General features: G+C 66.3%; 27 protein-coding genes. 21 read left to right on the top strand and 6 right to left on the bottom strand.

Annotated elements, in window-relative coordinates:
• Window positions 1–24 precede the first annotated feature (24 nt).
• From A0J57_RS12505 to A0J57_RS12495, 3 genes are all read left to right on the top strand, one after another.
• Window positions 25–2,607: a TonB-dependent siderophore receptor gene (locus tag A0J57_RS12505; RefSeq protein ID WP_061936144.1), complete on the top strand. Its 2,583-nt coding sequence runs from the start codon at window positions 25–27 to the stop codon at window positions 2,605–2,607.
• A complete protein-coding gene (locus tag A0J57_RS12500) occupies window positions 2,597–3,541 on the top strand; it encodes an ABC transporter substrate-binding protein (RefSeq protein WP_157846844.1) in 945 nt (314 codons plus the stop codon). The genes A0J57_RS12505 and A0J57_RS12500 overlap by 11 nt, the downstream gene beginning before the upstream one ends.
• 82 nt (window positions 3,542–3,623) lie before the next feature.
• A complete protein-coding gene (locus A0J57_RS12495; RefSeq protein ID WP_061936142.1) occupies window positions 3,624–4,415 on the top strand; it encodes a class II aldolase/adducin family protein in 792 nt (263 codons plus the stop codon).
• A gap of 169 nt (window positions 4,416–4,584) precedes the next feature.
• Here A0J57_RS12495 and A0J57_RS12490 read toward each other — a convergent pair whose 3' ends face one another.
• Window positions 4,585–5,262, bottom strand: a complete 678-nt coding sequence (locus tag A0J57_RS12490) for a fumarylacetoacetate hydrolase family protein (RefSeq protein WP_037481832.1) — start codon at window positions 5,260–5,262, stop codon at window positions 4,585–4,587.
• A 221-nt stretch (window positions 5,263–5,483) separates the two neighbouring features.
• A complete protein-coding gene (locus A0J57_RS12485; protein WP_061936139.1) occupies window positions 5,484–6,746 on the bottom strand; it encodes an MFS transporter in 1,263 nt (420 codons plus the stop codon).
• 220 nt (window positions 6,747–6,966) lie between these two features.
• Between A0J57_RS12485 and A0J57_RS12480 the strand changes: the two genes are divergently transcribed.
• A complete protein-coding gene (locus A0J57_RS12480; RefSeq protein ID WP_061936136.1) occupies window positions 6,967–7,983 on the top strand; it encodes a fatty acid desaturase family protein in 1,017 nt (338 codons plus the stop codon).
• Window positions 7,984–8,064: 81 nt separating this feature from the next.
• Here A0J57_RS12480 and A0J57_RS12475 read toward each other — a convergent pair whose 3' ends face one another.
• On the bottom strand, window positions 8,065–9,138 hold the full coding sequence (locus A0J57_RS12475; RefSeq protein WP_061936133.1) for an aromatic ring-hydroxylating dioxygenase subunit alpha: 1,074 nt from the start codon (window positions 9,136–9,138) through the stop codon (window positions 8,065–8,067).
• A gap of 249 nt (window positions 9,139–9,387) precedes the next feature.
• Here A0J57_RS12475 and A0J57_RS12470 point away from each other — a divergent pair, with 249 nt between their 5' ends.
• Complete coding sequence (locus A0J57_RS12470) at window positions 9,388–11,127, top strand: sigma-54-dependent Fis family transcriptional regulator (RefSeq protein WP_061936130.1); 1,740 nt, start codon at window positions 9,388–9,390, stop codon at window positions 11,125–11,127.
• A gap of 16 nt (window positions 11,128–11,143) precedes the next feature.
• Here the strand turns inward: A0J57_RS12470 and A0J57_RS12465 are convergent, their stop codons facing one another.
• Entirely contained in the window at window positions 11,144–12,070 is a 927-nt protein-coding gene (locus tag A0J57_RS12465) for a LysR substrate-binding domain-containing protein (protein WP_061936127.1), read from the bottom strand.
• A 121-nt stretch (window positions 12,071–12,191) separates the two neighbouring features.
• Here A0J57_RS12465 and A0J57_RS12460 point away from each other — a divergent pair, with 121 nt between their 5' ends.
• From A0J57_RS12460 to A0J57_RS12410, 11 genes are all read left to right on the top strand, one after another.
• On the top strand, window positions 12,192–13,634 hold the full coding sequence (locus tag A0J57_RS12460; RefSeq protein ID WP_061936125.1) for a 2-hydroxymuconic semialdehyde dehydrogenase: 1,443 nt from the start codon (window positions 12,192–12,194) through the stop codon (window positions 13,632–13,634).
• On the top strand, window positions 13,631–14,440 hold the full coding sequence (locus A0J57_RS12455) for a fumarylacetoacetate hydrolase family protein (protein ID WP_082718666.1): 810 nt from the start codon (window positions 13,631–13,633) through the stop codon (window positions 14,438–14,440). The genes A0J57_RS12460 and A0J57_RS12455 overlap by 4 nt, the downstream gene beginning before the upstream one ends.
• The gene (locus A0J57_RS12450) at window positions 14,433–15,218 is read left to right on the top strand and encodes a 2-keto-4-pentenoate hydratase (protein WP_061936122.1); all 786 of its coding nucleotides are present in this window, start codon (window positions 14,433–14,435) and stop codon (window positions 15,216–15,218) included. The genes A0J57_RS12455 and A0J57_RS12450 overlap by 8 nt, the downstream gene beginning before the upstream one ends.
• Window positions 15,218–15,421 carry a tautomerase family protein gene (locus A0J57_RS12445; protein ID WP_025548043.1) on the top strand — a complete coding sequence of 68 codons (204 nt, stop codon included), beginning with the start codon at window positions 15,218–15,220 and terminating at the stop codon, window positions 15,419–15,421. The genes A0J57_RS12450 and A0J57_RS12445 overlap by 1 nt, the downstream gene beginning before the upstream one ends.
• Entirely contained in the window at window positions 15,418–16,311 is an 894-nt protein-coding gene (locus tag A0J57_RS12440; RefSeq protein ID WP_172451731.1) for an acetaldehyde dehydrogenase (acetylating), read from the top strand. The genes A0J57_RS12445 and A0J57_RS12440 overlap by 4 nt, the downstream gene beginning before the upstream one ends.
• Window positions 16,308–17,354: a 4-hydroxy-2-oxovalerate aldolase gene (gene dmpG, locus A0J57_RS12435; protein WP_048575938.1), complete on the top strand. Its 1,047-nt coding sequence runs from the start codon at window positions 16,308–16,310 to the stop codon at window positions 17,352–17,354. The genes A0J57_RS12440 and dmpG overlap by 4 nt, the downstream gene beginning before the upstream one ends.
• 29 nt (window positions 17,355–17,383) lie before the next feature.
• A complete protein-coding gene (locus tag A0J57_RS12430; RefSeq protein ID WP_061936119.1) occupies window positions 17,384–18,157 on the top strand; it encodes an SDR family oxidoreductase in 774 nt (257 codons plus the stop codon).
• Between the two features lie 15 nt (window positions 18,158–18,172).
• Complete coding sequence (locus A0J57_RS12425; protein ID WP_061936116.1) at window positions 18,173–18,598, top strand: tautomerase family protein; 426 nt, start codon at window positions 18,173–18,175, stop codon at window positions 18,596–18,598.
• 131 nt (window positions 18,599–18,729) lie between these two features.
• A complete protein-coding gene (locus tag A0J57_RS12420; protein ID WP_061936114.1) occupies window positions 18,730–19,077 on the top strand; it encodes a 2Fe-2S iron-sulfur cluster binding domain-containing protein in 348 nt (115 codons plus the stop codon).
• Entirely contained in the window at window positions 19,074–19,520 is a 447-nt protein-coding gene (locus tag A0J57_RS12415) for a heme-binding protein (protein ID WP_061936110.1), read from the top strand. The genes A0J57_RS12420 and A0J57_RS12415 overlap by 4 nt, the downstream gene beginning before the upstream one ends.
• Complete coding sequence (locus A0J57_RS12410; RefSeq protein ID WP_061936107.1) at window positions 19,521–20,453, top strand: catechol 2,3-dioxygenase; 933 nt, start codon at window positions 19,521–19,523, stop codon at window positions 20,451–20,453.
• A gap of 283 nt (window positions 20,454–20,736) precedes the next feature.
• On the opposite strand, the gene A0J57_RS12405 is transcribed toward A0J57_RS12410, so the two are convergent.
• Window positions 20,737–21,345 carry a TetR/AcrR family transcriptional regulator gene (locus tag A0J57_RS12405; RefSeq protein ID WP_025549485.1) on the bottom strand — a complete coding sequence of 203 codons (609 nt, stop codon included), beginning with the start codon at window positions 21,343–21,345 and terminating at the stop codon, window positions 20,737–20,739.
• Between the two features lie 100 nt (window positions 21,346–21,445).
• Between A0J57_RS12405 and A0J57_RS12400 the strand changes: the two genes are divergently transcribed.
• Window positions 21,446–22,342 carry a LysR family transcriptional regulator gene (locus A0J57_RS12400; protein WP_061936103.1) on the top strand — a complete coding sequence of 299 codons (897 nt, stop codon included), beginning with the start codon at window positions 21,446–21,448 and terminating at the stop codon, window positions 22,340–22,342.
• 129 nt (window positions 22,343–22,471) lie between these two features.
• On the opposite strand, the gene A0J57_RS12395 is transcribed toward A0J57_RS12400, so the two are convergent.
• Entirely contained in the window at window positions 22,472–22,933 is a 462-nt protein-coding gene (locus A0J57_RS12395) for a MarR family winged helix-turn-helix transcriptional regulator (RefSeq protein WP_061936100.1), read from the bottom strand.
• A 78-nt stretch (window positions 22,934–23,011) separates the two neighbouring features.
• On the opposite strand from A0J57_RS12395, the gene hmgA reads away from it, so the two are divergent.
• From hmgA to A0J57_RS12375, 4 genes are read left to right on the top strand one after another with little or no spacing between them, the layout of a single operon-like run.
• Entirely contained in the window at window positions 23,012–24,334 is a 1,323-nt protein-coding gene (gene hmgA / locus A0J57_RS12390) for a homogentisate 1,2-dioxygenase (RefSeq protein ID WP_061936097.1), read from the top strand.
• Window positions 24,331–25,632, top strand: a complete 1,302-nt coding sequence (fahA, locus tag A0J57_RS12385) for a fumarylacetoacetase (RefSeq protein WP_061936094.1) — start codon at window positions 24,331–24,333, stop codon at window positions 25,630–25,632. Before hmgA ends, fahA begins: the two co-directional genes overlap by 4 nt.
• A complete protein-coding gene (gene maiA, locus A0J57_RS12380) occupies window positions 25,629–26,273 on the top strand; it encodes a maleylacetoacetate isomerase (protein ID WP_061936091.1) in 645 nt (214 codons plus the stop codon). The genes fahA and maiA overlap by 4 nt, the downstream gene beginning before the upstream one ends.
• A complete protein-coding gene (locus tag A0J57_RS12375; RefSeq protein ID WP_061936088.1) occupies window positions 26,270–26,635 on the top strand; it encodes a Rieske (2Fe-2S) protein in 366 nt (121 codons plus the stop codon). The genes maiA and A0J57_RS12375 overlap by 4 nt, the downstream gene beginning before the upstream one ends.
• Window positions 26,636–26,690: the final 55 nt, after the last annotated feature.

Genomic DNA, 26,690 nt, shown 5'->3' with positions numbered 1-26,690 from the left:
CCCCGGAAACCGGGGGATATATTCATGAACCTTGACCGCCTTTATCTGTGCTCGACCGCGCTTGTCGCGGTACTTCTGACGTCCGCGCCCTCGCTCGCGCAGACCGTTGCAACGCCTGACAGCGCGGATGCCGAGGCGGCCGATTCGAGCGCCATCATCGTGACCGGCGTACGCGGCGCGCCCCGCACCGTGGCGGAAAGCCCCGCGCCTATCGATGTGGTCGGCGCGGAGAAGTTGCAGGCCACCGGCTCGGCCGAATTTGGCGAAGCGCTGTCCAAATTGCTGCCCTCGCTCAATTTCGGCGCGACCCATGCGGGCGTCTTCTCCATCGGGCGCCCCGTCACCAATCGCGGCCTGGCGCCCGCCTACACATTGGTGCTGGTCAACGGCAAACGGCGGCACAATGGCGCCTTCCTCAACAATTCGACCGCCGACACCTCGGGCGCGAACCCGGTCGACATCGACCTCATTCCCACCAGCGCGATCGACCGGATCGAGGTGCTGAAGGACAGCGCCGCCGCCCAATATGGCACGGACGCCATAGCCGGGGTCATCAATATCCAACTGGCCAAGAAGGAAGGGCTGAGCGGCGATTTCACCTATGGCACGCTCTACGACGCCAATGGCAGGCCGGACAGCTGGAAGGGGACGATCCGCTACGGCACGAAGATCGGGGAGGACGGCTTCCTGACCCTGAGCGGCGACATCCGCAAGCGCGGCGGCGCCTGGTGGAATCTGCCCGCGACCGACGCGAACATCTACGGCCTTCCCGCCAACCGCACGGTGGACCAGGTGGCGGCGACCAGCGGCCTCACCCGCGATCAGGTGCTGGCCAATGTCGCCGCCGCCAATGCCCGCAACGCCCAATGGAGCCGCGACGGCGCGCATAATGGCGACCCGCAGATCAAGGCGTTCAACCTCTCCTATAATGCCGAACTGCCGGTGACGGAGAATGTCACCCTCTACAGCTTCGGCACCTATGGCGAGCGCGACGCCCAGATCGGCAATAATTTCCGCCGCCCCAACAGCACCGCCAATTTCACCGCGCTTTTCCCGGACGGCTATTATCCGCTCAACAATATAGACGAGAACGACTTCCAGTTCGTCGGCGGTCTTCGGGGAACGCTCTGGGGCTGGGACTATGATGTCAGCTCCTCCTTCGGCCGCAACTACAGCCATCAATATTCGAAGCTGTCCGTTCGTCCTTCGCTGGGACCGACCAGCCCGACGAGCTGGCCCAATCTCGCCAATTTCGAGTTCCGGCAATGGACCCATAATGTCGATCTTCACCGGGAGGTTGAGATCGGCCTGGCCCAACCGCTGCAAATCTCCATCGGCGGCGAATATCGGCTCGATCGTTTCCGCACCTTCGCGGGCGATCCGCTGGCCTATGAACCGGCCACATACAGCTTCCGTCCCGGCGACCAGCAATATGACTGGAATGTCGGCGTCACCGCCTCGCCGGTGGTGCAGGGGGGCATCGTCCTCTCCCCCGCCGATGAAGCCGACATCAGCCGCAAGGTCTATGCGGGCTATGTCGATCTCGGCATCTATCCGCTCGACGCCTGGTATATAGGCGCCGCGATCCGCGCCGAACATTATAGCGACGGTTCGGGCAGTCCGGTCGGCCTGAAACTCAACAGCCGTTATGAGGTCAGCCCCACCTTCGCCGTTCGCGGCACGGTGGGCACGGGCTTCCGCGCGCCGTCGCTGACGCAGATCGGCTATGCGCAGACCGATGGGCGCACCTCCTCCTTCTTCAACGCGCAGACCGGGCAGACCGAATTGCGGCCCACCGTCGCCAAGCTGGTGACGGCGGATTCCGCCGTCGGCCAGCTGCTGGGCGCGAAGCCGCTCAAGGCGGAAAAGACCTGGAATGCCGGGCTGGGCTTCGTCTTTACGCCCACGCCGTCCCTGTCGGTGACGCTGGACGGCTATTATATCCGCATCAAGAACCGGATCGAGCGCACCGGTCGCCTGTTCGGGCCCGGAATTTCCGCCATCCTCGCCGCCAATGGCCTGTCGGACATCGAACAGGCCGAATATTTCATTAACGCCGCCGACACCACGACCAAGGGCTTCGACCTGGTGGCCGATTATTCGAGGAACCTGGGCGATCTGGGCAAGCTGGGCCTGACCTTCGCCTTCAACTATTCGAAGACCAAGGTGACGGACGTCGTCGCCACCCCGTCGCAACTCTTCGGTCCCACCGGCGCTTCGCTGCTGGGGGCGGGTTCGGTCTTCTTCGGCGGCGACAAGATCGGTGAGCTGGAAGTGCTCCAGCCGCACACGAAACTGGTCAGCACGCTCAACTGGAGCAAGGGCATTTTCGGCTTCAGCCTCACCGCCACCCGCTACGGCAAATATACGCAGCGCACGGCGGCGGGCGACGACCGTCATTTCGGGGCGAAGGTCATCACCGACGCCAGCGTCAGCGCGAAAGTGACGGAATTCGCCACGCTTTCGGTGGGCGCCACCAACCTGTTCGACGTCCGCCCGGAAACCAACGGGCCGGGCAATCCCCAGACCGGGCAGGGCTATTACGGCCCGTCGCCCTTCAACCCCGCAGGCGGCTATTATTATGGACGGATCGCGCTTGCTTTCTGATCGCCGCACCTTCCTGGCAGGGGCGGCCGCCCTCGGCCTCGCCGCCTGCGCGGGGAAAAGCGGCCGCACGAAACTGGTGCTGGGCGACCAGGTCCATCTGCTGGAGTCGAAGGCGGAGGCGGCGGGCGCCCTGAACGACCTGCCCTATGACGTGCAATGGGCGAATTTCGTCGGTGCCGCGCCGCTGCTGGAGGCGCTCAATGCCGGGGCGGTCGACACCGCTCCGGCGGGCGACCTGCCGGTCGTGCTGGCCGCCTCGGCCGGCGTGCCGCTGAAGATCATCGCGGGTTCGATTTCATCGACCAGGGACATTGGCATTCTCGTGCCTGGCGACTCTCGGATCCGGTCCGTCGCGGGCCTTGCGGGCAAGCGCGTGATCGTGTCGAGCGCGAGGGGCAGCATATCCCATTATCTGCTGCTCGAAGCGCTCAAGGAAGCGAAGCTCGACCGGCGAAAGGTCGACATCGGCTTCATGCTGCCCAATGACGCTGCCGCCGCCTTCGCCGCCGGGCAGATAGAGGCATGGGCGACCTTCGGCACCTATCAGCTCGCGGCCGAACAACGCGGCGCGCGCGTGCTGCGCGACGGGGAGGGGATCAACAGCGGCCTGACCCTGATCGCCGCGTCGCAAGCGGCGCTCGACAACCCGGCGAAGCGCGAAGCCCTGCGCGACGTCCTCGCCCGCCTCCGCAAGGCGAGCCTGTGGTCGCAGGCGCATCCCGCCGACTATGCCCGTATCTTCGTCCGGCAGACGAAGGTCGACCCCAAACTCGCCGCCCTGATCGTGGAACGGCAGAACCCGCTGCTGATCCCGCCCGACGCGACGGTGGTGAAGCCGTTGCAACGGGTGGTCGACCGCTTCCATGCCGATGGCGAGCTGCCTGCCCATATCGACGTCGCCTCGATCGTGGACGCAGGCTTGTTCCCCGCATGAGCGCCGCCAATCGATCGATAAGTCATTCTCATTGGGCGGTGTCCCGCCGCCTCCCTAAAATACCGCGCAAAGGAGCAGCGCCATGGCCACAGTCTTGAAGGACGACCGTTTCCGCCAGTCGGGCATCAGCGAAGCGGAATGGAAGGTCCGCGTCGATCTTGCCGCTTTCTATCGCCTGTCCGCCCTCTATGGCTGGGACGATTTCATCTACACCCATATCTCGGCGCGCGTGCCGGGGCCGGAGTATCATTTCCTGATCAACCCCTTCGGCCTGATGTTCGATGAGATCACCGCCTCCAGCCTGGTCAAGGTCGACCTGGACGGCAATGTCATCGGGGAAAGCGATTATGGCATCAACTATGCCGGATATGTGATCCACAGCGCGATCCACGGCGCGCGGGACGATGCCCATTATATCGCCCATTTCCACAGCGCCGACGGCATGGCGGTGTCGGCCCATGCCGAGGGGCTGCTGCCGCTCAACCAGCGCGCTCTGGCCCTGATCCCGCGCCTTTCCTACCATGATTATGAAGGCGTGGCGCTCAATCTGGACGAACGCGAACGGCTGGTGGCCGACCTGGGCGACACCAATGTCATGCTGCTGCGCAATCACGGCACGCTGGCGCTGGGTTCGACGCCGGGCGAGGCGTTCAGCGGCATCTATCATCTGGAGGAAGCCTGCAAGGCGCAGGTCCGCAGCCTTGCCGTGGGCCGCGACAGGGTGCTGATCGCCCCGGAAGCCGCGCAGGAGGAAGTCCGCCGCCAGATGAGCCGCGAGCGCAAGCCGGTCGAAGGCGCCAGGTCGCATTACGACCTCGTCTGGGAGGCCGCGCTCCGCAAGGCGCAGCGCCAGTCGCCCGGCTTCGACGCCTGAGGGCATGGCGCAGGAAGGATGCGCGGCTGTGTCCGCCGCGCTCCTCTCCTTGTCGGTGACTGTCCGTTGAGCGCGTGCCGGGCCATGCGCGCATCGACTTGCGCCCGGTTGAAACCCTATACGATCGATTAGGCCGGCGAACGGATGCGCAGCGGGCGCGGGCCTGCATTCAATCCTCGAAGGAGATTTCCAGCGGCGGCAATCCGGCGATGGACGCGACCAGCCTGTCGCCTCTTCCTATCGGCCCCACTCCAGCGGGCGTGCCGGTGAAGATGAGATCGCCGGGGGCGAGCGTCACATAGGTCGAAAGATTGGCGATGATTTCGGGCACCGACCATATCATCTGGGACAGGTCGCCGGACTGGCGAAGCTCTCCGTTGACAGCCAGCGAAATGGCCCCCGACGACGGCGGCAGACCGGGGCGCAGATCTCCGACGGGTGCGGAATCGTCGAACCCCTTGGCCATGTCCCAGGGGCGGCCCGCCTTCTTCGCCTCCGACTGCAGATCGCGGCGTGTGAGATCGAGGCCGACGGTCCAACCCCAGATGGCCGCGCTCGCCTGTTCGGCGCCGATCTTCGCACCGCCCGAACCAAGCGCCACCACAAGTTCGACCTCATGATGCAGATCGCTCGTCAAAGGCGGAAAGGGAAGGCGCGATCCATTCGCCGCGACGGCGTCGGACGGCTTTGAAAAGAAGAAGGGCGGCGCCCGGTCCGGATCGGACCCCATTTCCCGCGCATGGTCCGCGTAATTCTGACCGACGCAAAATATCCTGCGAACGGGAAAGCGCTCCTGCGATCCTTCTATGGCGATGGTTGCGGGGGAAAGCTTCGGGATCGCATGCATGGCCAGTCCTCATTCTGCCGGGCGCCGACGAAAGCGGGAGGATGCGATCCTCCCATGGCGCGCTGCCCCCGATGAGCACAGTTGCCCCCGATCAGGCAATAGCCCTGCTGTCGCGAAAGGCGTTGGGAAGGTTTTTTGCGGGCAGGGGCACCCAAAGCCCAGCTTCACGGCCCGCAATTTCTGGACGGCCCCAAGCCAAGGGGCGCTTCGGTCTCTGAGGTTCAGCCTCGTGGCGGCCGCGTCTCGGGAAGCGTCAGCAGCACGGGAAGCACCGCCAGCGACACCAGCGCGATCATGATGCCCGGCGCCGCGGTCGATCCTGTTCGCTCCGTCAGCAGTTGCGCGAGCCACGGCGTCAGGCCACCGAACAATGCGGTCGCGGTCGTGGCGCCAAGGGCGAGCCCGCTCAGCCGCCCTTCAGCCGGAACCTGTTCGGCCGTCGTCACCGCGCCCACGGCACTGACGCCGCCCGCCAAAGCGGCGAGCACCACGGCGCCGGCCAGCGCCGACGACGTTCCCGCTCCGGCGAGCAGTCGGAAGGACAGATAGGGCAGCGCAGCCGACAGGACGGCCAGGGCGACGAGCACCGGGCGACGCCCGAACCGGTCGGCGGCCAGGCCCACAAACGGCGTCACGACAATCACTGCGACCGCCGCGACGGTCGCCAGTTTGAGCGCCTCCGCCTCGCTGAGCCCGCCAGAGGAGACCAGATGGATCGGCAGGTAGGTGATGCCGACATAATAGGTGATCGATCCCAGGGCCGAGATGGCGAAGCCCCTCGCCACGCCCGCTCCATGGCGCGATACCGCATGACCGAGCGGCCTGCTCACCAGCGTCCCTGCCGCGCGATGAAGCGCGAACTCGGGCGATTCCCGCATCGCCGCGCGGGCCACCAGGATCGTGCCCGCCAGCGCAGCGCCGAACAGGAACGGCAATCGCCAGCCCCAGCTTTCCAGCGCCGGAGCGGGAAGAAGGCTCACGGTCAGCGCCGACGCGCCCGCGGCCAGCAACCCGCCGACCTCGCTGGTCGCCGCCGCCATCGACGTGACGAGCGCGCGACGATGCGGCGCCGCGCCTTCCAGCAGATAGGCGACGACGCCGGTATATTCGCCCCCCACGGCAAATCCCATCACGCACCGCAGGGCCAGCAGCAATATCCCGGCGAGCGGGCCGATCTGCGCCACGGTCGGCAGCAGGGCGCTCAGCAGCATCGCCACCGTCATCAAGGCCATGGACAGGAGCAGCGTCGCCCTTCGCCCATGCCGGTCCCCGAAATGCCCGAACACCATCGCGCCCAGCGGCCGCATCAGATAGGCGACCGCAAACCCCGCCAGCGTCGTGAGCATCGCATTCCCGCCCACGAAGAACACGCGCGCAAGCACCGTGGCCAGGTAGAGGAACAGCGTGAAATCATACCATTCGACCACGGTGGACAGCGCCGCAAGGCTGAGCGAACGGCGGTCAAGTGGTTCCGAGGCGGGCATAAGCCATCCTTATCACCATCCGGCATGGCGGCAATCGCCGGCCCGACCTTTTGTGGAACGGGCGCGATGGACCGGTTGTCCCCCTTCAGGAAAACTGGCCCACGGCGGCGAGCGATCCGATGCGCTGCGCGAGCGCCCGCATCAGGAGCGAGCTTGACGCCGGATCGCACCGATCATAGCGTCCGCGACGGTTTGATGTTGCATTCGGAGACCTACTCCCATGGAAGAAAGCGCCAAGGAGCGTCCCCCCGGCTATCGATATTCGCGGCGGGGCACTTTGGCGCTGATCCGCGATCTTTCCGTCATCGACGATCGCCGCAACGCTCTGCTGCTCGTCCTCCAATGGGCAATAGCGATCGGCGCCGGGGCGATCGCCATCCATGTCGACCGAATTCCGGTTTACCTGCTGGCCGGCATCGTCATCGGAACGCGCATTCAGTGCCTGGCGGTGATGATGCATGATGCATGTCACGGCATGCTGTTCAGCAACCGGCGCCTCAACGACCTGATAGGGGACATCTTCGTCGCCTATCCGCTCGGCTTCAGCGTCGACCTGTACCGCGCCAATCACCTGCATCACCACCGCTACACCAACACGCTGCGCGACCGCGATTATCGTGTCCAGCGGCGGGATTCCGACCAGCATTTCCCGAAAAGCGCCGCTGCCATGGCCTGGCTGCTGGTCCGCAGCGTGACCGGGCTCAACCTCTATCGCATGGCGCGGGACAGCCGCGTCTGGGCGCCCTTCGCCAATTTCCACAATCCCCGGCGCTTCGGTTATGATTTTCCCCTGGGCCTGCGCATCCGCTATGTGCTGTGGGCGCTGCTCTTCTACGGCCTGATCCTGTTGTCGCCCTATCGCTGGAAGATATTGGGGCTCCTGCTGATCCCGCAGTTCATCTGGGCGAATGTCTTCAATCGGATCCGGGCAATGGCGGAGCATAACGGCGTCTCCGACGAAAGCGAGCTGAAGGGCACGCGCACGGTCATCCCCACCCTGCTCGACAGGTTCCTGATCGCGCCCTTCAACGTGAGCTATCACCTGGAACATCATCTGTTCCCGTCGGTGCCCTGGCCCAATCTGCGCCGGCTGCACGCGCATCTGATGACCGATCCGGTCTATGCGGCGGAAGCGCACGTCACGCAGAGCTATTGGGGCGTGATCCGGGAGTTGATGCCGCCGCCCCTGCCGGCAGGGGAAGGCGAACTCGTCGCCCGCCCGGAAGTAAATCCCTGATGCCGACCTGTTTTCGCGCCTGACGCCCGGCGCTTCTTGCCGATGAAGCGCGAAATCCCGGCGCCGCCCGACTATTTTGGTTCAGGACCGGGCAACGGCGCGGCCCCATCCACTTGAAGTCGCATTTTCATTATCTATCGCCCGTTGCAGCTGTCGGCGCACCTTCACGGCCGCCAGATCGTTGGACAGCAGCATGGGTTTGAGGTCGAAGAATTCCTCGCCCCCCATCTCCCTTTGGCTCGCGGCGATGATGGGGCCATCTTCCGTCTCGAACGCCGCGTGCATGGCCGCCGTCTTGAACCTGTTATAGTCTCCATCCTCTTCCGCATGGTTTCGGCGCGTGGCGAAGAAATAATGGGTCTCATTCTCGTCGCCGGGCGTGCAGCTGTGCAGGTCATATTGGCTGACGCCCTGTTCGAAGGGCACATCGTCCTGCGCGGCCGCGATCGACAACTGGATATTGGCGGGCGCCGTCCATGTGACGCGGATGCTGTGCCGCGCCGTCTCCTCCGGGCGGGGCAGGAAGGGGGCGAAGATTCCGATGGGCGGGGTCTGGCTGTAGTCCCAACTGGCCGAAACGCTGTGATCCGTCTCCTCCACCTGCGGGATCAGCGGCGACAATTGTCCGCGCGTCGTGATGATCTCGCCATGGACGTAGTCGACATGGCTGAGGTCCATGACATTGTCCAGGATCAGCCGGTAATCGACCGGCAACTTCATATAGGTGTGGCCGACGCCGTTGGCATGGCCCTCGTCCAGCGGCGCGAAGTCGGGCAGCAGCGCGGGATCGGCGGCCTCCTCCGCCATCCAGATCCACAGGAAGCCGTGCCGTTCGATCAGCGGAAAGCTGCGCACGACCTGTCCCTTGGGCAATTGGCCGCGGCCGTGCGGGTTGTGGACGCAATGCCCGCCCGCGTCGAACCGCAGTCCATGATAGGGGCAGGCGATGGCGTCGCCCACCCGGCTGCCCATGGAAAGCGGGGCGAAGCGGTGCGGGCAGCGGTCCTGAAGGGCGACCGCCTCTCCCCGCGCATCGCGGTAGATCAGGATCGACATGCCCAATATCCGGCGGTGGAAAAGCTGCGTCGCATCGACTTCGCTGGAGAGGGCGGCGACGTACCAGGCGCGCTTGAGATACAGGCTCTTTGCAGACATGATGATCCTTTTCCCATGGTCGCCGCACGGATGGCGGCTGATGCGGATCGTTCAGCAAGCAGCGTGCCAGATTGCGCGTCTCCGCCCCGTCCGTTCCGCATAAGCGGGCCGAAATCCCGTTCTTCCCGGACAAGGGGTGGGAAGGACATGCCGCGCACGACCCCCTGGATGGGGGTGGAACAGGATCGGACTGTTGAAAATCATCTGCTTCTTCCCCTATGGTTGTCGAATAATCGACAGGAGTGGGGCATGGCGCAGGCAGGCGGATCGGCATCGGGCAAGTCGGGACTGGGGACCGCATTTCACGATGGCGGAGTCGCGCCCACCGGCGACCGCGACCTTGCCGACCTGCGCGACAGCTTCCATTTCGACCCGGCAAGCGCGGAGATCCGCCTGGGCAAGCGGCGGATGCTGCTGGTCGACGACATCGTCCTGGGCCAGTTGCGGCGCGAACTGGTGCGCGCGCTAGGCTATGAAAGCGCGCGCATGCTGATGTCGCGCATCGGCTATGGCACCGGCGTCGCGGATGCGCAGCTCGCGCAGGAATTGCGGCATCGCGGCAGCCTGGAGGACATCTATCGCGCCGGTCCGCAATTCCATGCGCTGAAGGGGGCCGTGCAGGTCGAGGAACTGGCGTTCGAGGCGGATTTCGAGGCCGGGCGCTTCTACGGCGAATATGTCTGGCACAATTCGGCGGAATGCGCGTCCCATGTGCAGGAAATGGGCATCGGCGCGCATCCGGCGGGATGGCAGCAGGCGGGCTATGCATCGGGCTATGCCTCCACCTTCTTCGGCCGGCCGATGGTGTTCCGCGAACTGGAATGCATCGCGATGGGGCATGACCGCTGTTATCTGGTCGGGCGGCCGGCGGACGAATGGCCGGACGCCGACGCCGAACTGCGCTGGTTCCGCGCCGACACCTACAGCCGCCGGCCGGTGCCGCCGGACAGCGCCGGCCCGGTGGACGTGGACCTGCATATGGGCGCGCGCGCGATCGTGGGCGCGTCGTCCGGCTTCAACACGGTGCTGCATCTGGTGGACAAGGTCGCGCCCACCATGGCGCCCGTGCTGTTCCTGGGCGAAAGCGGCGTCGGCAAGGAAGTGTTCGCGCGCGAACTGCACAAGCGCAGCCGGCGCGCCGACAGGCCGATCGTCGCGGTCAATTGCGCCGCCATTCCGGAGACATTGCTGGAGGCGGAATTGTTCGGGGTGGAGAAGGGCGCCTTCACCGGCGCCGTCGCGACGCGCCCCGGCCGGTTCGAGCGGGCCGCCGGCGGCACCCTGTTCCTCGATGAGATCGGCACGCTGTCCCTCGCCGCGCAGGGCAAGCTGCTGCGCGTTTTGCAGGACGGCGATTATGAGCGGGTGGGCGGGACGAAGACGCTGACCGCCGACGTCCGCCTGATCGCCGCCACCAATGCCGACCTGCGCGCCGAGATGGAGGCGGGCCGTTTCCGCGCCGACCTGTTCCACCGGCTGAGTCCCTTTCCCGTCTATATCCCGCCGCTGCGGGAGCGCCGGGCGGACATCCCGGTGCTGGCCAATCATTTCCTTGCCCGCCTCTGCCAGCGGCACGGCCGCGGCCTGCTGCGCCTGGAGGCGGAGGTCGTGCGCGCCTTCCACGACTATGGCTGGCCGGGCAATATCCGCGAGATGGAGAATCTGGTGGAGCGGGGCGTCATCCTGGCGGCGGATGGGGAGGCGATCGGCCTGCACCATCTGACGCTGGGCGTGGGCAACCGGACAGAAGGCTTCGTGCCCGACCCGTTCCGCGATTTCGTCGCGCGCCGTTTTCGCCAGCATGGCAGGGGCGCTGAGCAGGATGTCGGCGCGATGCTGCTCGACAGCGGACTCAGCCAGCAACAGATTGCGGATCAACTGATTGCGGCAGCCCTGTGCCGCAGCGGCGGCAATGTCAGCGCCGCCGCCGCCGCGCTGGGCATGACGCGCGCGCAGGTGCAATATTGGAAGGGGCGGCGGGGCGGATGAAGGGCCCCGCCGGAAATCAACGGCCGTGGCCGGACGGCCGTTCCGTCACCGTCTTCACCGCCTGCCGGAAACCGTCGATCAGCGGCGATTCGTCGCCGGAACGGTAGATCATGCACAGGTCGAACGCGGCCGGACCGTCATCTTCGGCCAGCGGTACATAGACCACGTCCGGCAATTGCAGCGTCCGCGCCGATTCCACCGCCGCCGCCAGTCCCACGCCGCTCGACACGAAGGCGACGGCCGTCACCACGTCGTCGACCGTCTGCACGACATTGGGTTCGATGTTGAGGTCGTGAAAGGCGCGCAGCAGGAAATTGCTGAACCCGCCCGACTGGCTGGCGCGGGGATAGAAGATCATCGGTTCCCCCGCCAGGTCCGACAGGGCGATGGATGTGCGGCCCGCCAGCCTGTGGTTGCGCGGCATGGCGATGATCATCGGCTCGTGCACCACGGTTTCCCATTGCAGTCCGGGATATTCCAGGAAGAACCGGTTGAAGCCGATGGCGATCCGCCGTTCCTGCAACGCCTTCACCTGCGTGTCGCGGTCCATATTGTGCAGGATCACCTCGACATTGGGATAGCGCTTTCGGAAATCGAGCACGATGCGCGGCACGATGTCTAGCACGGCGGACCCGAACACGCCCACGTCCAGCCGGCCGAGCGCGCCCTGACCGATCAGTTGCGTCGTGGCGCAGGCCTGCTCCACCAGGTTCAGGATGTTGACCGCCTCCGTATAGAGGGCCTGCCCGGCGGCGGTGGGTTCGACGCCATGACGCTTGCGCACCAGCAGGGACACGCCCAGCACTTCCTCCAGATACTGGATCTGGCGGGTCAGCGGCGGCTGGGACAGATGGAGTTCCTGGGATGCGCCCCGGATGCTGCCATGCCGCACGGTCTCCACGAAATAGCGCAGGTGGCGGATGTCGATGCGGTTCGCGAACATGTCTTGCGCCTTTCGATGCCGGTCGAGATATGCCTTACAGGTATCTCAAAGCGTATAAAACAGTATTATTGGGTAAGGCTATCCTTCGTTAGAAGGTCAGGCAACGACATGGAGAGGACAGTTGGCGCATTTCCAGCATTTCATCGACGGAACCTTCACGCAGGGAACGTCCGGCAGGACTTTCCCCAAATATCGGCCCAGCGACGGAGCGCTGATCGGCCATGTGCATGAGGGCGGCCGCGCCGAAATCGACCTGGCGGTGCAGGCGGCGCGGGCGGCGCAGAGGGGCCCCTGGGCAAGGCTGACGGTGGACGATCGGTCCGACCTGATGCGGGCCGTCGCGGACGGCATCGTCCGGCGCTTCGACGATTTCGTGGCGGCGGAAATGGCCGATACCGGCCAGCCCCGGTCGATGATGGAACATGCCTTCATCCCGCGCGGCGCGGCCAATTTCCGGATCTTCGCCGACGTCGTGAAGAATGTCGCGACCGAGAGCTTCCAGACGCCGACTCCGGACGGGCGGGGCGCGCTCAACTATGCGATCCGCAAGCCCAAGGGGGTGATCGGCGTCATCTGCCCATGGAACGCGCCGTTGCTGCTGATGACGTGGAAGGTCGCGCCGGCGCTCGCCTGCGGCAACAGCGTGATCGTGAAGCCGTCGGAGGAGACGCCGGGAACCGCGACCCTGCTGGGCGAGGTGATGAACGATGCGGGCGTGCCCGCGGGCGTCTATAATGTCGTCCACGGCTTCGGCCCCGACAGCGCGGGCGGATATCTGACCCAGCATCCGGGCGTCGACGCGATCACCTTCACGGGGGAGACGCGCACCGGCACCGCCATCATGCAGGCGGCGGCGCATGGCCTGCGCGACGTGTCCTTCGAATTGGGCGGCAAGAACAGCGCGATCGTCTTCGCCGACGCCGACCTCGACCTGACGCTGGAGGCGCTGGGCCGATCCGTCTTCCTCAATTGCGGGCAGGTGTGCCTGGGCACCGAGCGGGTGCTGGTCGAGCGGCCGCTGTTCGAGGCGCTGGTCGCGGGTCTCAAGGAAAAGGCGGAGGCGCTCAGGCCCGGCGCGACCCTGGGCCCGCTCATCTCCGCCGAGCACCGCGAAAAGGTGCTGTCCTATTATGCAAAGGCCGTGGCGGAGGGCGCGAGGGTCGTGACCGGCGGCGGCGTGCCGACCATGCCCGACGAACTTTCGGGCGGCCATTGGGTGCAGCCGACGATCTGGACCGGCCTGGCGGACGAGGCGTCGGTCTGGAACGAAGAGATTTTCGGTCCCTGCTGCCACATCCGTCCCTTCGACAGCGAGGAGGAGGCCATCGCCGTCGCCAATGCGACCGATTACGGCCTTTCCACCGCCATCTTCACGCGGGACCTGTCGCGCGCGCACCGCGTCGCGGCGGAGGTCGACGTGGGCATCACCTGGGTCAACAGCTGGTTCCTGCGCGACCTGCGCACGCCCTTCGGCGGCACCGGGCATAGCGGCATCGGCCGGGAAGGCGGGGTCCACAGCCTCGAATTCTATACCGAGCTGCGCAACATCTGCGTGAAGCTGTGACCGTGCTGGACGCGGCCGCCATCGCCCGGCACGGCGACGAACTGTACGAGGCGCTGGTCGCCGGCGCGACCGTCCCCAATCTGCGGGACCGGGTGCCGGGCATCACCATCGTCGATGCCTACCACATCCAGGCCCGCATGATCGCGCGGCGCGTCGCCGCGGGCGAGACGGTGGTCGGCAAGAAGATCGGCGTCACCTCCCGGGCCGTGCAGAACGCCATCGGCGTGTTCGAACCGGACTTCGGCATATTGACCAGCGCCATGGCCTATGACGATGGCGCGACCGTCCCCATCGAAGCACTGATCCAGCCCAAGGCGGAGGCGGAGATCGCCTTCGTCCTGAAACGCGACCTGAAAGGCCCGGGCGTCACGGCGGCGGACGTGCTTGCGGCGACGGACCATGTCCGCGCCTGTTTCGAGATCGTCGACAGCCGCATCACGAACTGGGACATCCGCATCCAGGACACGGTGGCCGACAACGCCTCCTGCGGCGTCTATGCGCTGGGCCGCGAGAAGATCGATCCGCGCGACGTGGATCTGGCGCTGGCCGGCATGTGGGCGGAGCGCAATGGCGAGCAGGTGGCCGTGGGCGTGGGCGCGGCCGTGCAGGGTTCGCCCGCCAATGCGGTCGCCTGGCTAGCCAACACGCTGGGCCGGCTCGACATGCCCTTCCTGGCCGGGGAGGTGATCCTGTCCGGCGCGCTGGGGCCGATGTTCCCGGTGGGCGAGGGCGACCATATCGCCATGCGCATCGGCGGGATCGGCGATTGTTCCCTGACCTTCGGCCGGAGGACCGCCGATGCTTGATGCAGCAGCCATTGCCGAACTGGCGAACCGGGTGGACGGCGCCCAGTCGAACCGCCACACCATCGCGAAGCTGACCGACGATTATCCGGGCATGACCGTCGATGATGGCTATGCCGTGCAGGACGAATGCCTGCGCCGCTGGCAGGCGCGGGGCCGGGCGCTGATCGGCTACAAGGCCGGTCTCACCTCGCGGGCCAAGATGATTCAGATGGGCGTCGACGTGCCGAGCTTCGGCCTGCTGATGCGCGACACATGCGATGCGGAAGGCGGCATGGTGCCGACCGCCGGGCTGATCCATCCGCGCGTCGAGGGGGAAATCGCCTATGTCATGGCCCGCGACCTGTCCGGGCCGGACGTTTCCATCGATCAGGTCCATGCCGCGACGGACTTCATCCAGCCCGCCATCGAGATCCTCGACAGCCGGTTCGAGAAGTTCAGGTTCGACCTGCCGAGCGTCGTCGCGGACAATGGCTCCAGCGCGCGCTTCGTCATGGGCGGGCGGATGCGGCGGCCCGATGATGTCGACCCCGCGACCATCGGCATCGTGCTGGAAATCAACGGCGAGGCGGCGGCGCTGGCCTGTTCGGGCGCGGTGCTGGGCCATCCCGCCCGCGCCGTGCAGATGCTGGTCGCCTGGCTCCATGAGCGGGGGCGGATATTGCCCGCCGGCTCGGTGGTGCTGACCGGCGCCGCGACGGAAGCGATGCCGATCGCGAAAGGCGACATCGTCTGCGCCCGCTTTCAGGACATGGGCAGCATCAATGTGAGGATAGACTGATGCCGATTATATCCGTGGTCATAGGCGAAGGCCGCTCGATGGAAAAGAAATGGGCCTTCATCCGCGCCCTCACCAGGGCGACGGTCGAAACCATGGACGTGCGTCCCGACCAGGTGCGCGTGATCCTGAACGAAACCCCCTTGGACCATTATGCCGTCGCCGGCGTGACGTTCGGCGAAAAGGCGCAGCAGGGACAAAGTTGATGACCAAAGTGAAATGCGCCATCATCGGGCCGGGCAATATCGGCACCGACCTGCTCTACAAGCTGCTGCGTTCCGACCGGCTGGAGCCGGTCTGGATGGTCGGCGTCGATCCGGCGTCCGAAGGGCTGGCGCGGGCGCGGGAGCTGGGGCTGAAGACCACCGATGCGGGCGTCGACGGCCTGGTGCCGCATGTCGCGAGGGACGGCGTGAAGATCGCGTTCGACGCGACGTCGGCCTATGTCCATGCCGAAAACAGCCGCAAGCTGAACGAGCTGGGCGTGCTGATGATCGACCTGACGCCAGCGGCCATCGGTCCGCTTTGCGTGCCGGCGGTCAACCTGGCGCAGCAGGCGCGCGACGGCGCGGTCAACGTCAACATGGTGACCTGCGCGGGTCAGGCGACGATCCCGATGGTGAACGCGGTCAGCCGCGTCCAGCCGGTCGATTATGCGGAGATCATCGCGACCGTGGCGTCCAGGTCGATCGGCCCCGGCACCCGCAAGAATATCGACGAATTCACCCGCACCACCTCCGCCGCGATCGAGAAGGTCGGCGGCGCGGCGAAGGGCAAGGCGATCGTCGTCGTCAATCCCGCCGAACCGCCGCTGATGATGCGCGACACCGTCTATTGCGAGACCGCCGACGAGCCGGACCGGGACGCGATCGCCGCTTCCGTGCAAGAGATGATCGCGCAGGTGCAGCGCTATGTGCCGGGCTATCGGCTGAAGAACGGGCCGACCTTCGAGGGGCGCAAGGTCTCCATCTTCCTGGAGGTCGAGGGGCTGGGCGACTTCCTGCCCCGATATGCGGGCAATCTGGACATCATGACCGCCGCCGCCGCGCGCACGGGCGAGATGTTCGCGCAGGAGATGATGGAGAGCGTGCAATGACGACGACGGCGCAGATCAAGGGCCGGAAGGTCAAGCTGCATGACATGTGCCTGCGCGACGGCATGCATTCGATGCGGCACCAGATCAGCCTGGACCAGATGATCGCCATCTCGACCGGGCTGGACGAGGCGGGCGTGCCCCTGTTGCAGGTGACGCATGGCGATGGGCTGGGCGGTTCGTCGCTCAACTATGGGCGCGGCGCGCATAGCGACCGCGACTATATCACCGCCGTCGCGTCCCGCATGAAGAACGCCACCGTGTCGGTCCTGCATGTGCCGGGCATCGGCACGCTGGACGAACTGCGCATGGCGGCGGATTGCGGCGCGGGCTGCGTCCATGTCGCGTCCCACTGCACGGAGGCCGACGTGACCGAACAGCATATCGGCCTCGGCCGGAAGCTGGGGCTCGACACCGTGGGCTTCCTGATGATGGCGCACATGACCTCGGTCGAAACGCTGGTCGAACAGGCGCTGCTGATGGAAGGCTATGGCGCGACGACCGTCTATTGCGTCGACAGCGCCGGCTACATGCTGCCCGAAGACGTGACGGCGCGGATCGGCGCGTTGCAGGGCGCGTTGCAGGCGGAGACGGAGATCGGGTTCCACGGCCATCACAATCTGGGCCTTGGGATCGCCAATTCGCTGGCCGCCGTGGCGGCGGGCGCCAGCCGGATCGACGGGTCCGCCGCCGGTTTCGGCGCTGGCGCCGGCAACACCCCGCTGGAGGTCTTCGCCGCCGTGTGCGAGCGGATGGGGGTGGAAACGGGCGTCGACACCTTCCGCCTGATGGACGTCGCGGAGGAGCGGGTGCTGCCGATGATGGCGAAGCCCCCGCGCGCCGACCGGGACAGCCTGACGCTGGGCTATGCCGGGGTCTATTCCACCTTCCTCTACGCGGCCAAGGATTGCGAGCGCAAATATGGCCTGCCCGCCCGCGACCTGCTGGTCGAACTGGGCCGCCTGAAGATGATCGGCGGGCAGGAGGACATGATAGAGGATACCGCCCTCACCATGGCGAAGGAGCGCGGGCTGATTTCGGCCTGACGCCCGGTTTTCAGATCGGAGTGAAGAGCATGTCCGTTCCGGGCAGGAATTTCGGCGCCCATTGCGTGGTCGTCGGCGCGAGCGGCGCATTGGGCAAGGCGATCGTCGCCGGGCTGGTTGCGCGCAAGATGCATGTCGTCGCGGTGGCGCGGTCGCGCGAGCCGCTGGAGGCGCTGGTCGATCGCCATGGCGCGGGCGTGGTGATGCCGGTCGCGGCCGACTTCGCGTCCGACGATGCGGTCGACGCGCTTCGGGCGCGGCTGGACCGGCCGGTCGCCATGGTCGTCCATGCGCCCGGCGTGCCGGTGGCGGGCGGCATTCGCGCCGCGCCCACCGACGCGCTGGTGGAGGCCTGCAACATCAAGGTCGGCGGCTTCGTCCGGCTGGTGCGCGCGGTGGAGGACCGACTGCGCCGCCACAGCCGCCTCGTCGCGATCGGCGGCCATTACGGGTTCGAGCCGACGGCCTATGCCGCCACCGCCGGGGTCGCCAATGCGGCGCTCGCCAATGTGGTGCGGCAGATGAGCTGGGCCTATGGCGGGGAGGGGATCACCGCCCATCTGGTCGCCCCCGGCCCCGCCGATACCGATCGGCTGCACAAGGTCGCGGCGGCGCGCGCGTCGGAAAATGGCGGCTCGGTCGCGGACGAGCTGGACGCGATGCGCGGCGAATCCGCCATCGGCGCGCTCACCACCCCGGGCCAGGTCGCCTGGGCCGTGGCGATGCTGCTCGATGCGGAGGCGGACGCCATGGCGGGCGCGGCGATAATGTTGGACGCGGGCCGCCGGCGCGGCCTGCCCTGAGGAAGGAGAAGCGGCATGCCCATCGTGCAATTCCATCTGGTGGCGGACCAATATCCGGAAGAAGCCGTCGCCGCGCTGCTGGAGGCAGCCTCGTTCTTCTATGTGCAGGCGCTCTATCCCACGGTTTCGCCGCCGCCCCTGGAGCGGGTGCGCGCTTTCGCCACGAGCGTGCCGGCGCATCGCTGGGCGACGGGCGGCCGGCTGGTCAGCGATGGCGGGGCGCCCGCGCCCTGGTTCACCTGCATCGCCCTCGAAGGCCGCCCGACAGAACAGTTGCAGGCCCTGGCGGCGGGGTTCACCGACCTTGTCGAACGCCATCTGGGCTGCGACCGGTCGCTGATACGCGGCACGGTGATGCCGGTCGCCCCCGCGCTGTGGAGCATCGGCGGCGTTCCCGCCAGCGAGGCGCGCGCGTCCGAAGCGTCGTTGCGCGCCGGATGACGGGCCAAGGATGATGGGCAGGGGTGATGCGCATGGAGTATCACAGGCGAGCGGAAAGGGTATTTGTCGGTAATTCACCCCATGATTATGATCGGTGAAAAGAACAGAATGACTGGCAGGAGAGAGATCGGATGGACGATCGCGATGTTGAAGGCCTGACCCAAGCGGCGCCGTTTCAGATAGAGATAGGGGGCGTGCGCTTTCCCTGCCGTGCCGATCAGAGCCTGCTGGCGGCGATGATCGCGTCCGGAAGCAAGGCGCTGGCCGTGGGATGCCGCAGCGGCGGGTGCGGCGTCTGCCGCATCCGGATACAGGCGGGCCGCTGTTCCACCGGGCATATGAACCGCGCCGTGGTGAGTGCCGCCGATGAGCAGGCGGGCATCGTCCTGGCCTGCCGCGCCTATCCGTCGAGCGACATTCGCGCCGTGCCGTTGCCGCGCGCATCCTTCGGCGCCGCCCCGGTCGGCCGCGCCGCATGAGCGCCGTCGCGGAGATCGGCGCCCCCGCGGCGCAGGCGGTGGAGCGGATGCTGTCCGCCGGCCGCGCCCGCGCGGAGGCGATCGGCGCCCGCGTGCATGTCGCGGTCGTGGATGGGGCGGGCAATCTCGCGGGCTATCTGCGGATGCCGGGATCGTTCCTTAGTTCAGGCGAACTGGCGATCGACAAGGCCTATACCGCTGCCAGCTTCGCAATGGCGACGCGCGATTTCGGCGCGCTGCTGGAGCAGGCGCCCCGCCCGGTGCGCGACGGTTTGCTGCGCCGGCCGCGCCTGACGGAAGTTCCGGGCGGCTGTCCCGCCGAGATGCAGGGGCGCCTGATCGGGGCGGTCGGCGTGTCGGGCGGCAGCGAAGTGGAAGACGAGGACATCGCCGCAGCCGCCCTGGCGGCCATGCTGCGCGACGATATTTCTGGGAGAGAATGAATGGCGATTCGTGGATTGCTCCGGGTCGGCGAAGTGTGCGTCAGGGTGTTCGACATCGACGACGCGCGCCGCCACTATTGCGAGCGGATGGGTCTTATCGAAACCTATCAGGGCGACCCCGACAAGCTCTATTACAAGGTCGCGGACGAGCATGACTGGTATTCGCTGGTCCTGGAGAAGGCCGATGCGCCCGGCGTCGAATATTTCGCCTTCCGCACCTATGAGGATGCGGAGATCGACCATTTCGCCGCGGCGCTGACCGAATATGGCCTTGCCGTCGAACATGTCGAGCCGGGCGTGTATCCCAAGAGCGGCCGGCGCATCCGCTTCACCCTGCCGTCGGGCCATGTCATGCACATCTATGCCGACAAGGAGAAGATCGGCAACGGCATGCCGACCCGCAACCCCGGCACCATTCCCGACGAAGGCTATATTCGCGGCTTCCGCTGCGTGCGGCTGGACCATGTGCTGCTGGGCGGACCCAACATCGTCGAGAACAGGGACATCTTCACCGGGATATTCGGCTTCACCGTCAGCGAGGAACTGGTCACGCAGGGGGACGAGACCCGGCTTGCGGTCTTCCTTTCCTGCTCCAACAAGCCGCATGACATCGCCTTCATCCTGCAACCGGATGGCAGCCGCTTCCACCATGTCTCCTTCCTGCTGGATTCGGTGAACGACCTGTTCCACGCGGGCGACCTGATCGGCAAATATGAAATCCCGGTCGACGTGTCGGTGAACCGCCATGGGGTGACGCGCGGCGCGACCATCTATTTCTTCGATCCGTCGGGCAACCGCAATGAAGTCTTCACCGGCGGCTATGTCCATTATCCCGATACGCCGACGCTGACCTGGGACACCAGCCAGTTGGGCAAGGCCACTTTCTCGCAGGACAATATGCCGCGCGAGAGCTTTCTGAACGTTCTGACCTGACGGTCCCGGCCGAACGTGGAAAAAAACCTCTCCGCCGCGCGACCGGCGGGCCGCGCGTCGAACAATGGAATGATGGTCAGGTCGCGCCGCCCTGTTGGGCTGGTCGCGTCAGGTCGTCAGCGACGACAGGGTTTGAGAAACGTCCGCATCATGTGACCTCTTTTGGAGAGCAGGTCTATTCAATACTGACTGGTATATAATGCGGTGCAGCAGCAGGGTCAACAGGCTTTTTATACCGTTTGGTAATTTTTCGGTACGGAATTCCGGAAAGCCCGGTTTTCCGTCACTTCCCCGGCCAGACGGCCAGCGTCGTCTCCACCAGTTGCTCCAGCAGTTCGCGCGACATCCCCGCGCTCGCATGCACGGCCATGCCCTGCACCACGGCGGTCAGATAGGTGGCCAGCGCCTTCGGCTCGATCGTGTCGGGAAAATCGCCTTCCTCCCGCGCCCGTTCCAGCCGCGCCACCAGGGCCGCGTCGGAGGAGGCGCGGCGGGCGATGACCTCGTCGCGGATCGACTCGGCCTGCGTGGCGCAGGCGACCGCGCTGATCACGCCCAGGCAGCCATGCGGATCGGTCGTCCCGGTCTGGATCGCCAGCGACCCGCGCAGCAGCCGTTCGGCCACGCCCTTTGCGGTGGGTTCGTCCAGCGCGGACTTAATGTAGCACAGCTTGTCGCGCTCATAGAGGTCGAGCGCCTTGCGGAACAGCGATTCCTTGTTGCCGAAACAGGCGTAGAGGCTGGGCTTGGTGATGCCCATCGCCTCGGTCAGTTCCGCCATGGACGCGCCTTCATAGCCGCGCCGCCAAAAGACGGTCAGCGCGGCACTGAGCGCTTCTTCGGGATCGAACTCCCTCGGGCGTCCCCTCGCTGTCTGAGTCTGTGTTTCCATACCGAGCGGTATATAGTGAGAGTTGCGCCCATCGTCCAGACCCGGCTTCTACGGAGCGCCACTTTGCCCTATCAGCCGGAAAAAAGAGAGCAAAGCGCGCATGCAGACCCGCCTTCTTCAATATTTCCTGGCCCTGGAGAGGGAAGGGCATTTCGCCCGCGCCGCCGCCGCCTGCCATGTCTCGCAACCCACGCTCTCGGCCGGCATTTCCGCGCTGGAGGCGCAACTCGGCAAGCGCCTGATCCAGCGCAACCGCCGCTACGCCGGGCTGACCGAGGAGGGCCGGGCGATCCTCCCCTGGGCGCAGCAGCTTCTCGCGGCGGCGGACAATCTGATGCAGGCGGCGGCGGTCGCCAAGGGCCCCTTGCAGGGCGAATTGCGCCTGGGCGCGATCCCGGCCGCCATGCCCGCCGTCGGCCCGCTGGTGGAGGCGCTGCTGGAGCGGCATCCCGGCCTCAACATCTCGGTCCGGGCGCTGACCTCGCGCCAGATCGAGCGGGAGCTCGCCGCGTTCGAACTGGACGCGGGCCTCACCTATCTGGATTTCGAGCCGCCCTCCCACATGCTGGCCGCGCCCCTTTATGTCGAGCGCTACATGCTGGTGGCGGCGCGCGGCGTGCTGGATGAAAAGCGCCCGCCGGACTGGGAGGATGTGGCCGCCCTGCCGCTGTGCCTGCTCCATCAGGGCATGCAGAACCGGCGCATATTGGACGCCCGGCTGGGCGAGCGTGGCCTCGCGCTGCGCCCGGTGGTGACGGCGGACAGCTATGTCGCCCTGTTCGCGCTGGTGCGGCAGGGGCGGCTCTGCTCCATCGTGCCGGACAGCCATGCGATGCTGCTGGACGGTCTGGACTGGGTGCGCACCTTCGCCCTGCCCGACGCGGAGGAGGGGAGCCGGATCGGCGTCATCGTTTCCGATCGCGCCCCGCTGGGCCCGCTGGCGCAAGCGGTCCTGACCGTGGCGCGGGATATTTCAGGACGGAGCGAGGCGGTTTAAGGAGCGCCCCCACTCCCCGTCATGCTGAACTCCTTTCAGCATCCATTGGGCCTCCCAAGCGGAGCGTTCTGAAAGGCCCCGCCCTAAACCTCAAGTGGACGCATCTCACTGAGGCGATGGGTAAAAGGACTATCCTCTCTCCTCCTCCCTTTCCCCCAACACAATCGCATCGATCCGCCGCAACATAGCCACAAAAGCCTCCACCTCCTCCGCACTGAAATGCGAGAATATCCCGCTCTCCAGCTCCAGCGCCCTGGGCGCGATGGCCCCATGCAACCGCCGCCCTTCCTCCGTCAGCGCCAGCAGATGCGACCGCCGGTCCTCCGCATTGGGCAGGCGCTGAACAATCCCCCGCCCGCTCAACGCAATCGCCGCCCGGCTGACCGTCACCTTGTCCATGCGGCTCCGGGCGCAGATCTGCTGCTGCGTAACGCTGCCAAGCTCCGCCACCCACGCAATGACCCGCCATTCCGCAATGCTGATCCCGAACAGCCTCTCATAACTTTGCGCGATGGTGTCGCTCAGCAACGCCGCCGTGAAGGACAGGCGATAGGGAATGAACTGATCGAGGCGCAGCGTCTTGGCGGTCATCTGCAACTGGTAACATTTGATACTTCATCGGCAAAGCGCTATGATGGTAACAATTGATACCATAGGAGTCGCGCCGAAATGGGAGAGAGCAGGCCATTCGCAGCCGCCATGCTGACAGGCTTCGGCAATCATTTCGCGACGGAGGCGGCGCCCGGCGCCCTGCCCGTGGGCCGCAACTCCCCGCAACACGCCCCCTACGGCCTTTACGCCGAACAACTCTCCGGCACCGCCTTCACCGCGCCCCGCGCGGAAAACCGGCGAAGCTGGCTCTACCGCCTGCGCCCAGCGGCCAATCACCCGCCCTACCGCCCCTATGAGGCCGAAACCCTCCTGCGCAGCGGCCCCTTCGACGAAGCCCCCCCGACGCCCAACCGCCTGCGCTGGGACCCCCTGCCGCTCCCCGAACGACCGGTGGATTTCCTCGACGGCCTCATCAGCTATTGCGGCGCGGGCGACCCGGCGGCGGGCGAGGGGCTGGCCGTCCACCTCTACGCCGCCAACCGCCCGATGGAAAAGCGCGCCTTCACCAATGCCGACGGCGAAATGCTGATCGTGCCGCAGCAGGGCAGGCTGCGCCTCACCACCGAAATGGGCGTGATGGACGTCGCGCCGGAACAGATCGCGCTGATCCCCCGCGGCGTGCGGTTCAGGGTGGACCTGCCCGATGGAACGGCGCGGGGCTATGTCTGCGAAAATTACGGGGCCTTGTTCCGCCTCCCCGACCTCGGCCCCATCGGCGCCAACGGCCTCGCCAACGCCCGCGATTTCGAGACGCCAGCCGCCTGGTTCGAGGATGACGACAGCCCCCACGAAATCGTCCAGAAATTCGCCGGCCGGCTGTGGACGACGACGCAGGACCATTCCCCCTTCGACGTGGCGGCCTGGCACGGCAATCTCGCGCCCTGCCGCTACGATCTGCGCCGGTTCAACACGATGAACACGGTCAGCTACGACCATCCCGATCCGTCGATCTTCACCGTGCTGACCTCCCCCAGCGACCGGGCGGGAACCGCCAATTGCGACTTCGTGATCTTCCCGCCGCGCTGGATGGTGGCGGAGGACACATTCCGCCCGCCATGGTTTCACCGCAATGTGATGAGCGAATTCATGGGCCTGATCCACGGCGTCTATGATGCCAAGGCAGGCGGCTTCGCGCCCGGCGGCGCGTCGCTGCACAATTGCATGGCGGGCCACGGACCGGACAAGGCCAGCTATGAAGGCGCGCTGGCCGCCGAGTTGAAACCGCACCGGATCAGCGACACCATGGCCTTCATGTTCGAAAGCCGCTTCGCCTTTCGCCCGACCCGCTTCGCGATGGAAACGCCGCTTGGCCAGTTGGATTATGACGATTGCTGGTCCGGCTTCGCCAAGGCGCAACTGCCGCAAGGGAATAAGGCATGAGCTTCCCGCAGATAGACGAAACCCATGATCCCGCCCGGTCGAGCTGGGTCGAGGGAGCCGATGGCCATCCCGACTTCCCGGTCCAGAACCTGCCCTACGGCATTTTCTCGCCCCCCGGCGGAACGGCGCGGGCGGGCGTCGCGATAGGGGAGCGGATTTTCGACCTAAGCGCCGCCGCCGAAGCGGGCCTGCTTCCCGCCGCCGCCGCCGCGGTCCTGCACGGAACCGCCCTCAATGCCCTGATGGCGCTCCCGGCGGCGGACCGGCTGGCGCTGCGCCGCTGGCTCAGCGCCCTCTTCAGCGATGAAGGGCAACGGCAGGCGGTCGAACCCCTGCTGCACCGGGCGGCGGACTGCGCGCTGCACCTGCCCGCCGCGATAGGCGATTATACCGACTTCTATGTCGGCATTCACCATGCCACCAATATCGGCAAGCTGTTCCGCCCCGACAATCCGCTGCTGCCCAATTATAAATATGTCCCCATCGGCTATCATGGACGGGCATCCTCCATCCGGCCGTCAGGCGTGCCGGTGATCCGGCCGCAGGGCCAGCGCAAGGCCCCCGATGCCGATGCTCCGATGGTGGGGCCCAGCCAACGACTGGATTATGAGCTGGAACTGGGCATCTGGATCGGCGCGGGCAATGCGCTGGGCGAGCCTGTGCCGATTGCCGAGGCGGCGAACCATATAGCGGGCTTTTGCCTGCTCAACGACTGGTCGGCGCGCGACTTCCAGGCATGGGAATATGTGCCCCTGGGCCCGTTCCTTGCCAAGAATTTCCAGTCCACCATCTCCCCCTGGGTCGTGACGGCGGAGGCCATGGCCCCCTTCCGCATCGCCCAGCCTCCAAGGCCGCAGGGCGACCCGCAACCCTTGCCCTATTTGTGGGATGAACAGGATCAGGCCCATGGCGCGCTGTCCGTCGATCTGGAGGTCCATCTGTCGAGCGCAAACATGCGGGCGCAGGGCCTCGCGCCCATGCGCCTCTCGCGCGGCCCCGCTTCCTCCATGTACTGGACCGCGCAGCAGATCGTCGCCCATCATGCCTCCAACGGCTGCAACCTCAATCCCGGCGACCTGCTGGGGACGGGCACGCTCTCCGGCCCGACGCCGGACAGCTATGGCAGCCTCATGGAACTGACCGAGGGCGGCAAGACGAAGATCGCCCTGCCGACCGGTGAGGAACGCGCCTTTTTGCAGGATGGCGACGAACTGGCGCTGAAGGCGGTGGCGCGGGCGGACGGCCATGTGCCCATCGGCTTCGGGGAATGCCGCGCCCTGATCGAGCCGGCGCGATGAGCGCGCTCACCCTCCACGGCTATTGGCGCTCGACCAGTTCCTATCGCGTGCGGATCGCGCTGAACCTGAAGGGCGTGGCCTATGATCAGGTCACGCACGACCTGCGCACCGGCGCGCAGCGGGAACCGGACTATCGCGCCCTGTCCCCGCAAGGGCTGGTACCCGCCGTGGAGACGCAGGATTTTGCGTTCACGCAAAGCCCCGCCATTCTGGAGTGGATCGAGGAACGCTGGCCGCAACCGCCCCTGCTGCCACCCGATGCGGAGGGGCGGGCAATCGTGCGCTCCATGGCGGCGCTGATCGGCTGCGACATCCACCCGCTCAACAATCTGCGCGTCCTTCAGGCGCTGAAGCAGGACTTCGGCGCGGACCAGCCCGCCCTCGACACATGGATCGCCCGCTGGATCACGGACGGCTTCGCCGCGCTGGAAACATGGGTGACGCGCCATGGCCGGGGCTTCGCCTTTGGCGATCGGCCGGGGCTGGCGGACTGCTATCTGGTGCCGCAACTCTATTCGGCGGAGCGCTTCCATGTCGACCTGTCCGCCTTCCCCGCCCTCGTCGCGGCGGGGGAAAAGGCGCGGGCGCTGGACGCCTTCGCAATGGCCCATCCGTCCGTCCAGCCCGACGCCGACCCATGAGCGAGGACGAACGGCTGACCGCGACCCCGCCGGGCGTGGCCCTGGCTCCACTCGACAGCATAGCGGACGGCAAGGCGCGCAATTTCGTGATCCAGATGCGCAAGGGCCGCTTCCACGGCTTCGTCCTGCGCATCGGAAACGAAGTCCGCGGCTATGTCGACCGCTGCCCCCATATGGGCCTGCCCCTGGCGCAGAAGCTGGACGATTATCTGACGCCCGACGGCGCCCTGATCGCCTGTAGCTGGCACGGCGCCCTCTTCGCGCCATCCGACGGCGCATGCCTGGGCGGCCCCTGCGCGGGCGCCGCGCTGATCCCCTGGCCGGTGACGGTCGAAGACGGAATGATCGTGACGACGGTTTGATAGATAATCTCTATCAAACATGATCCTCTTCGATTTGACGCCACTCCCGCCAGCG

The sequence above is a fragment of the Sphingobium sp. 22B genome, assembly GCF_001580035.1.
Taxonomy (GTDB): domain Bacteria; phylum Pseudomonadota; class Alphaproteobacteria; order Sphingomonadales; family Sphingomonadaceae; genus Sphingobium; species Sphingobium fuliginis.
This window is presented reverse-complemented; position numbering and strand designations above follow the sequence as displayed.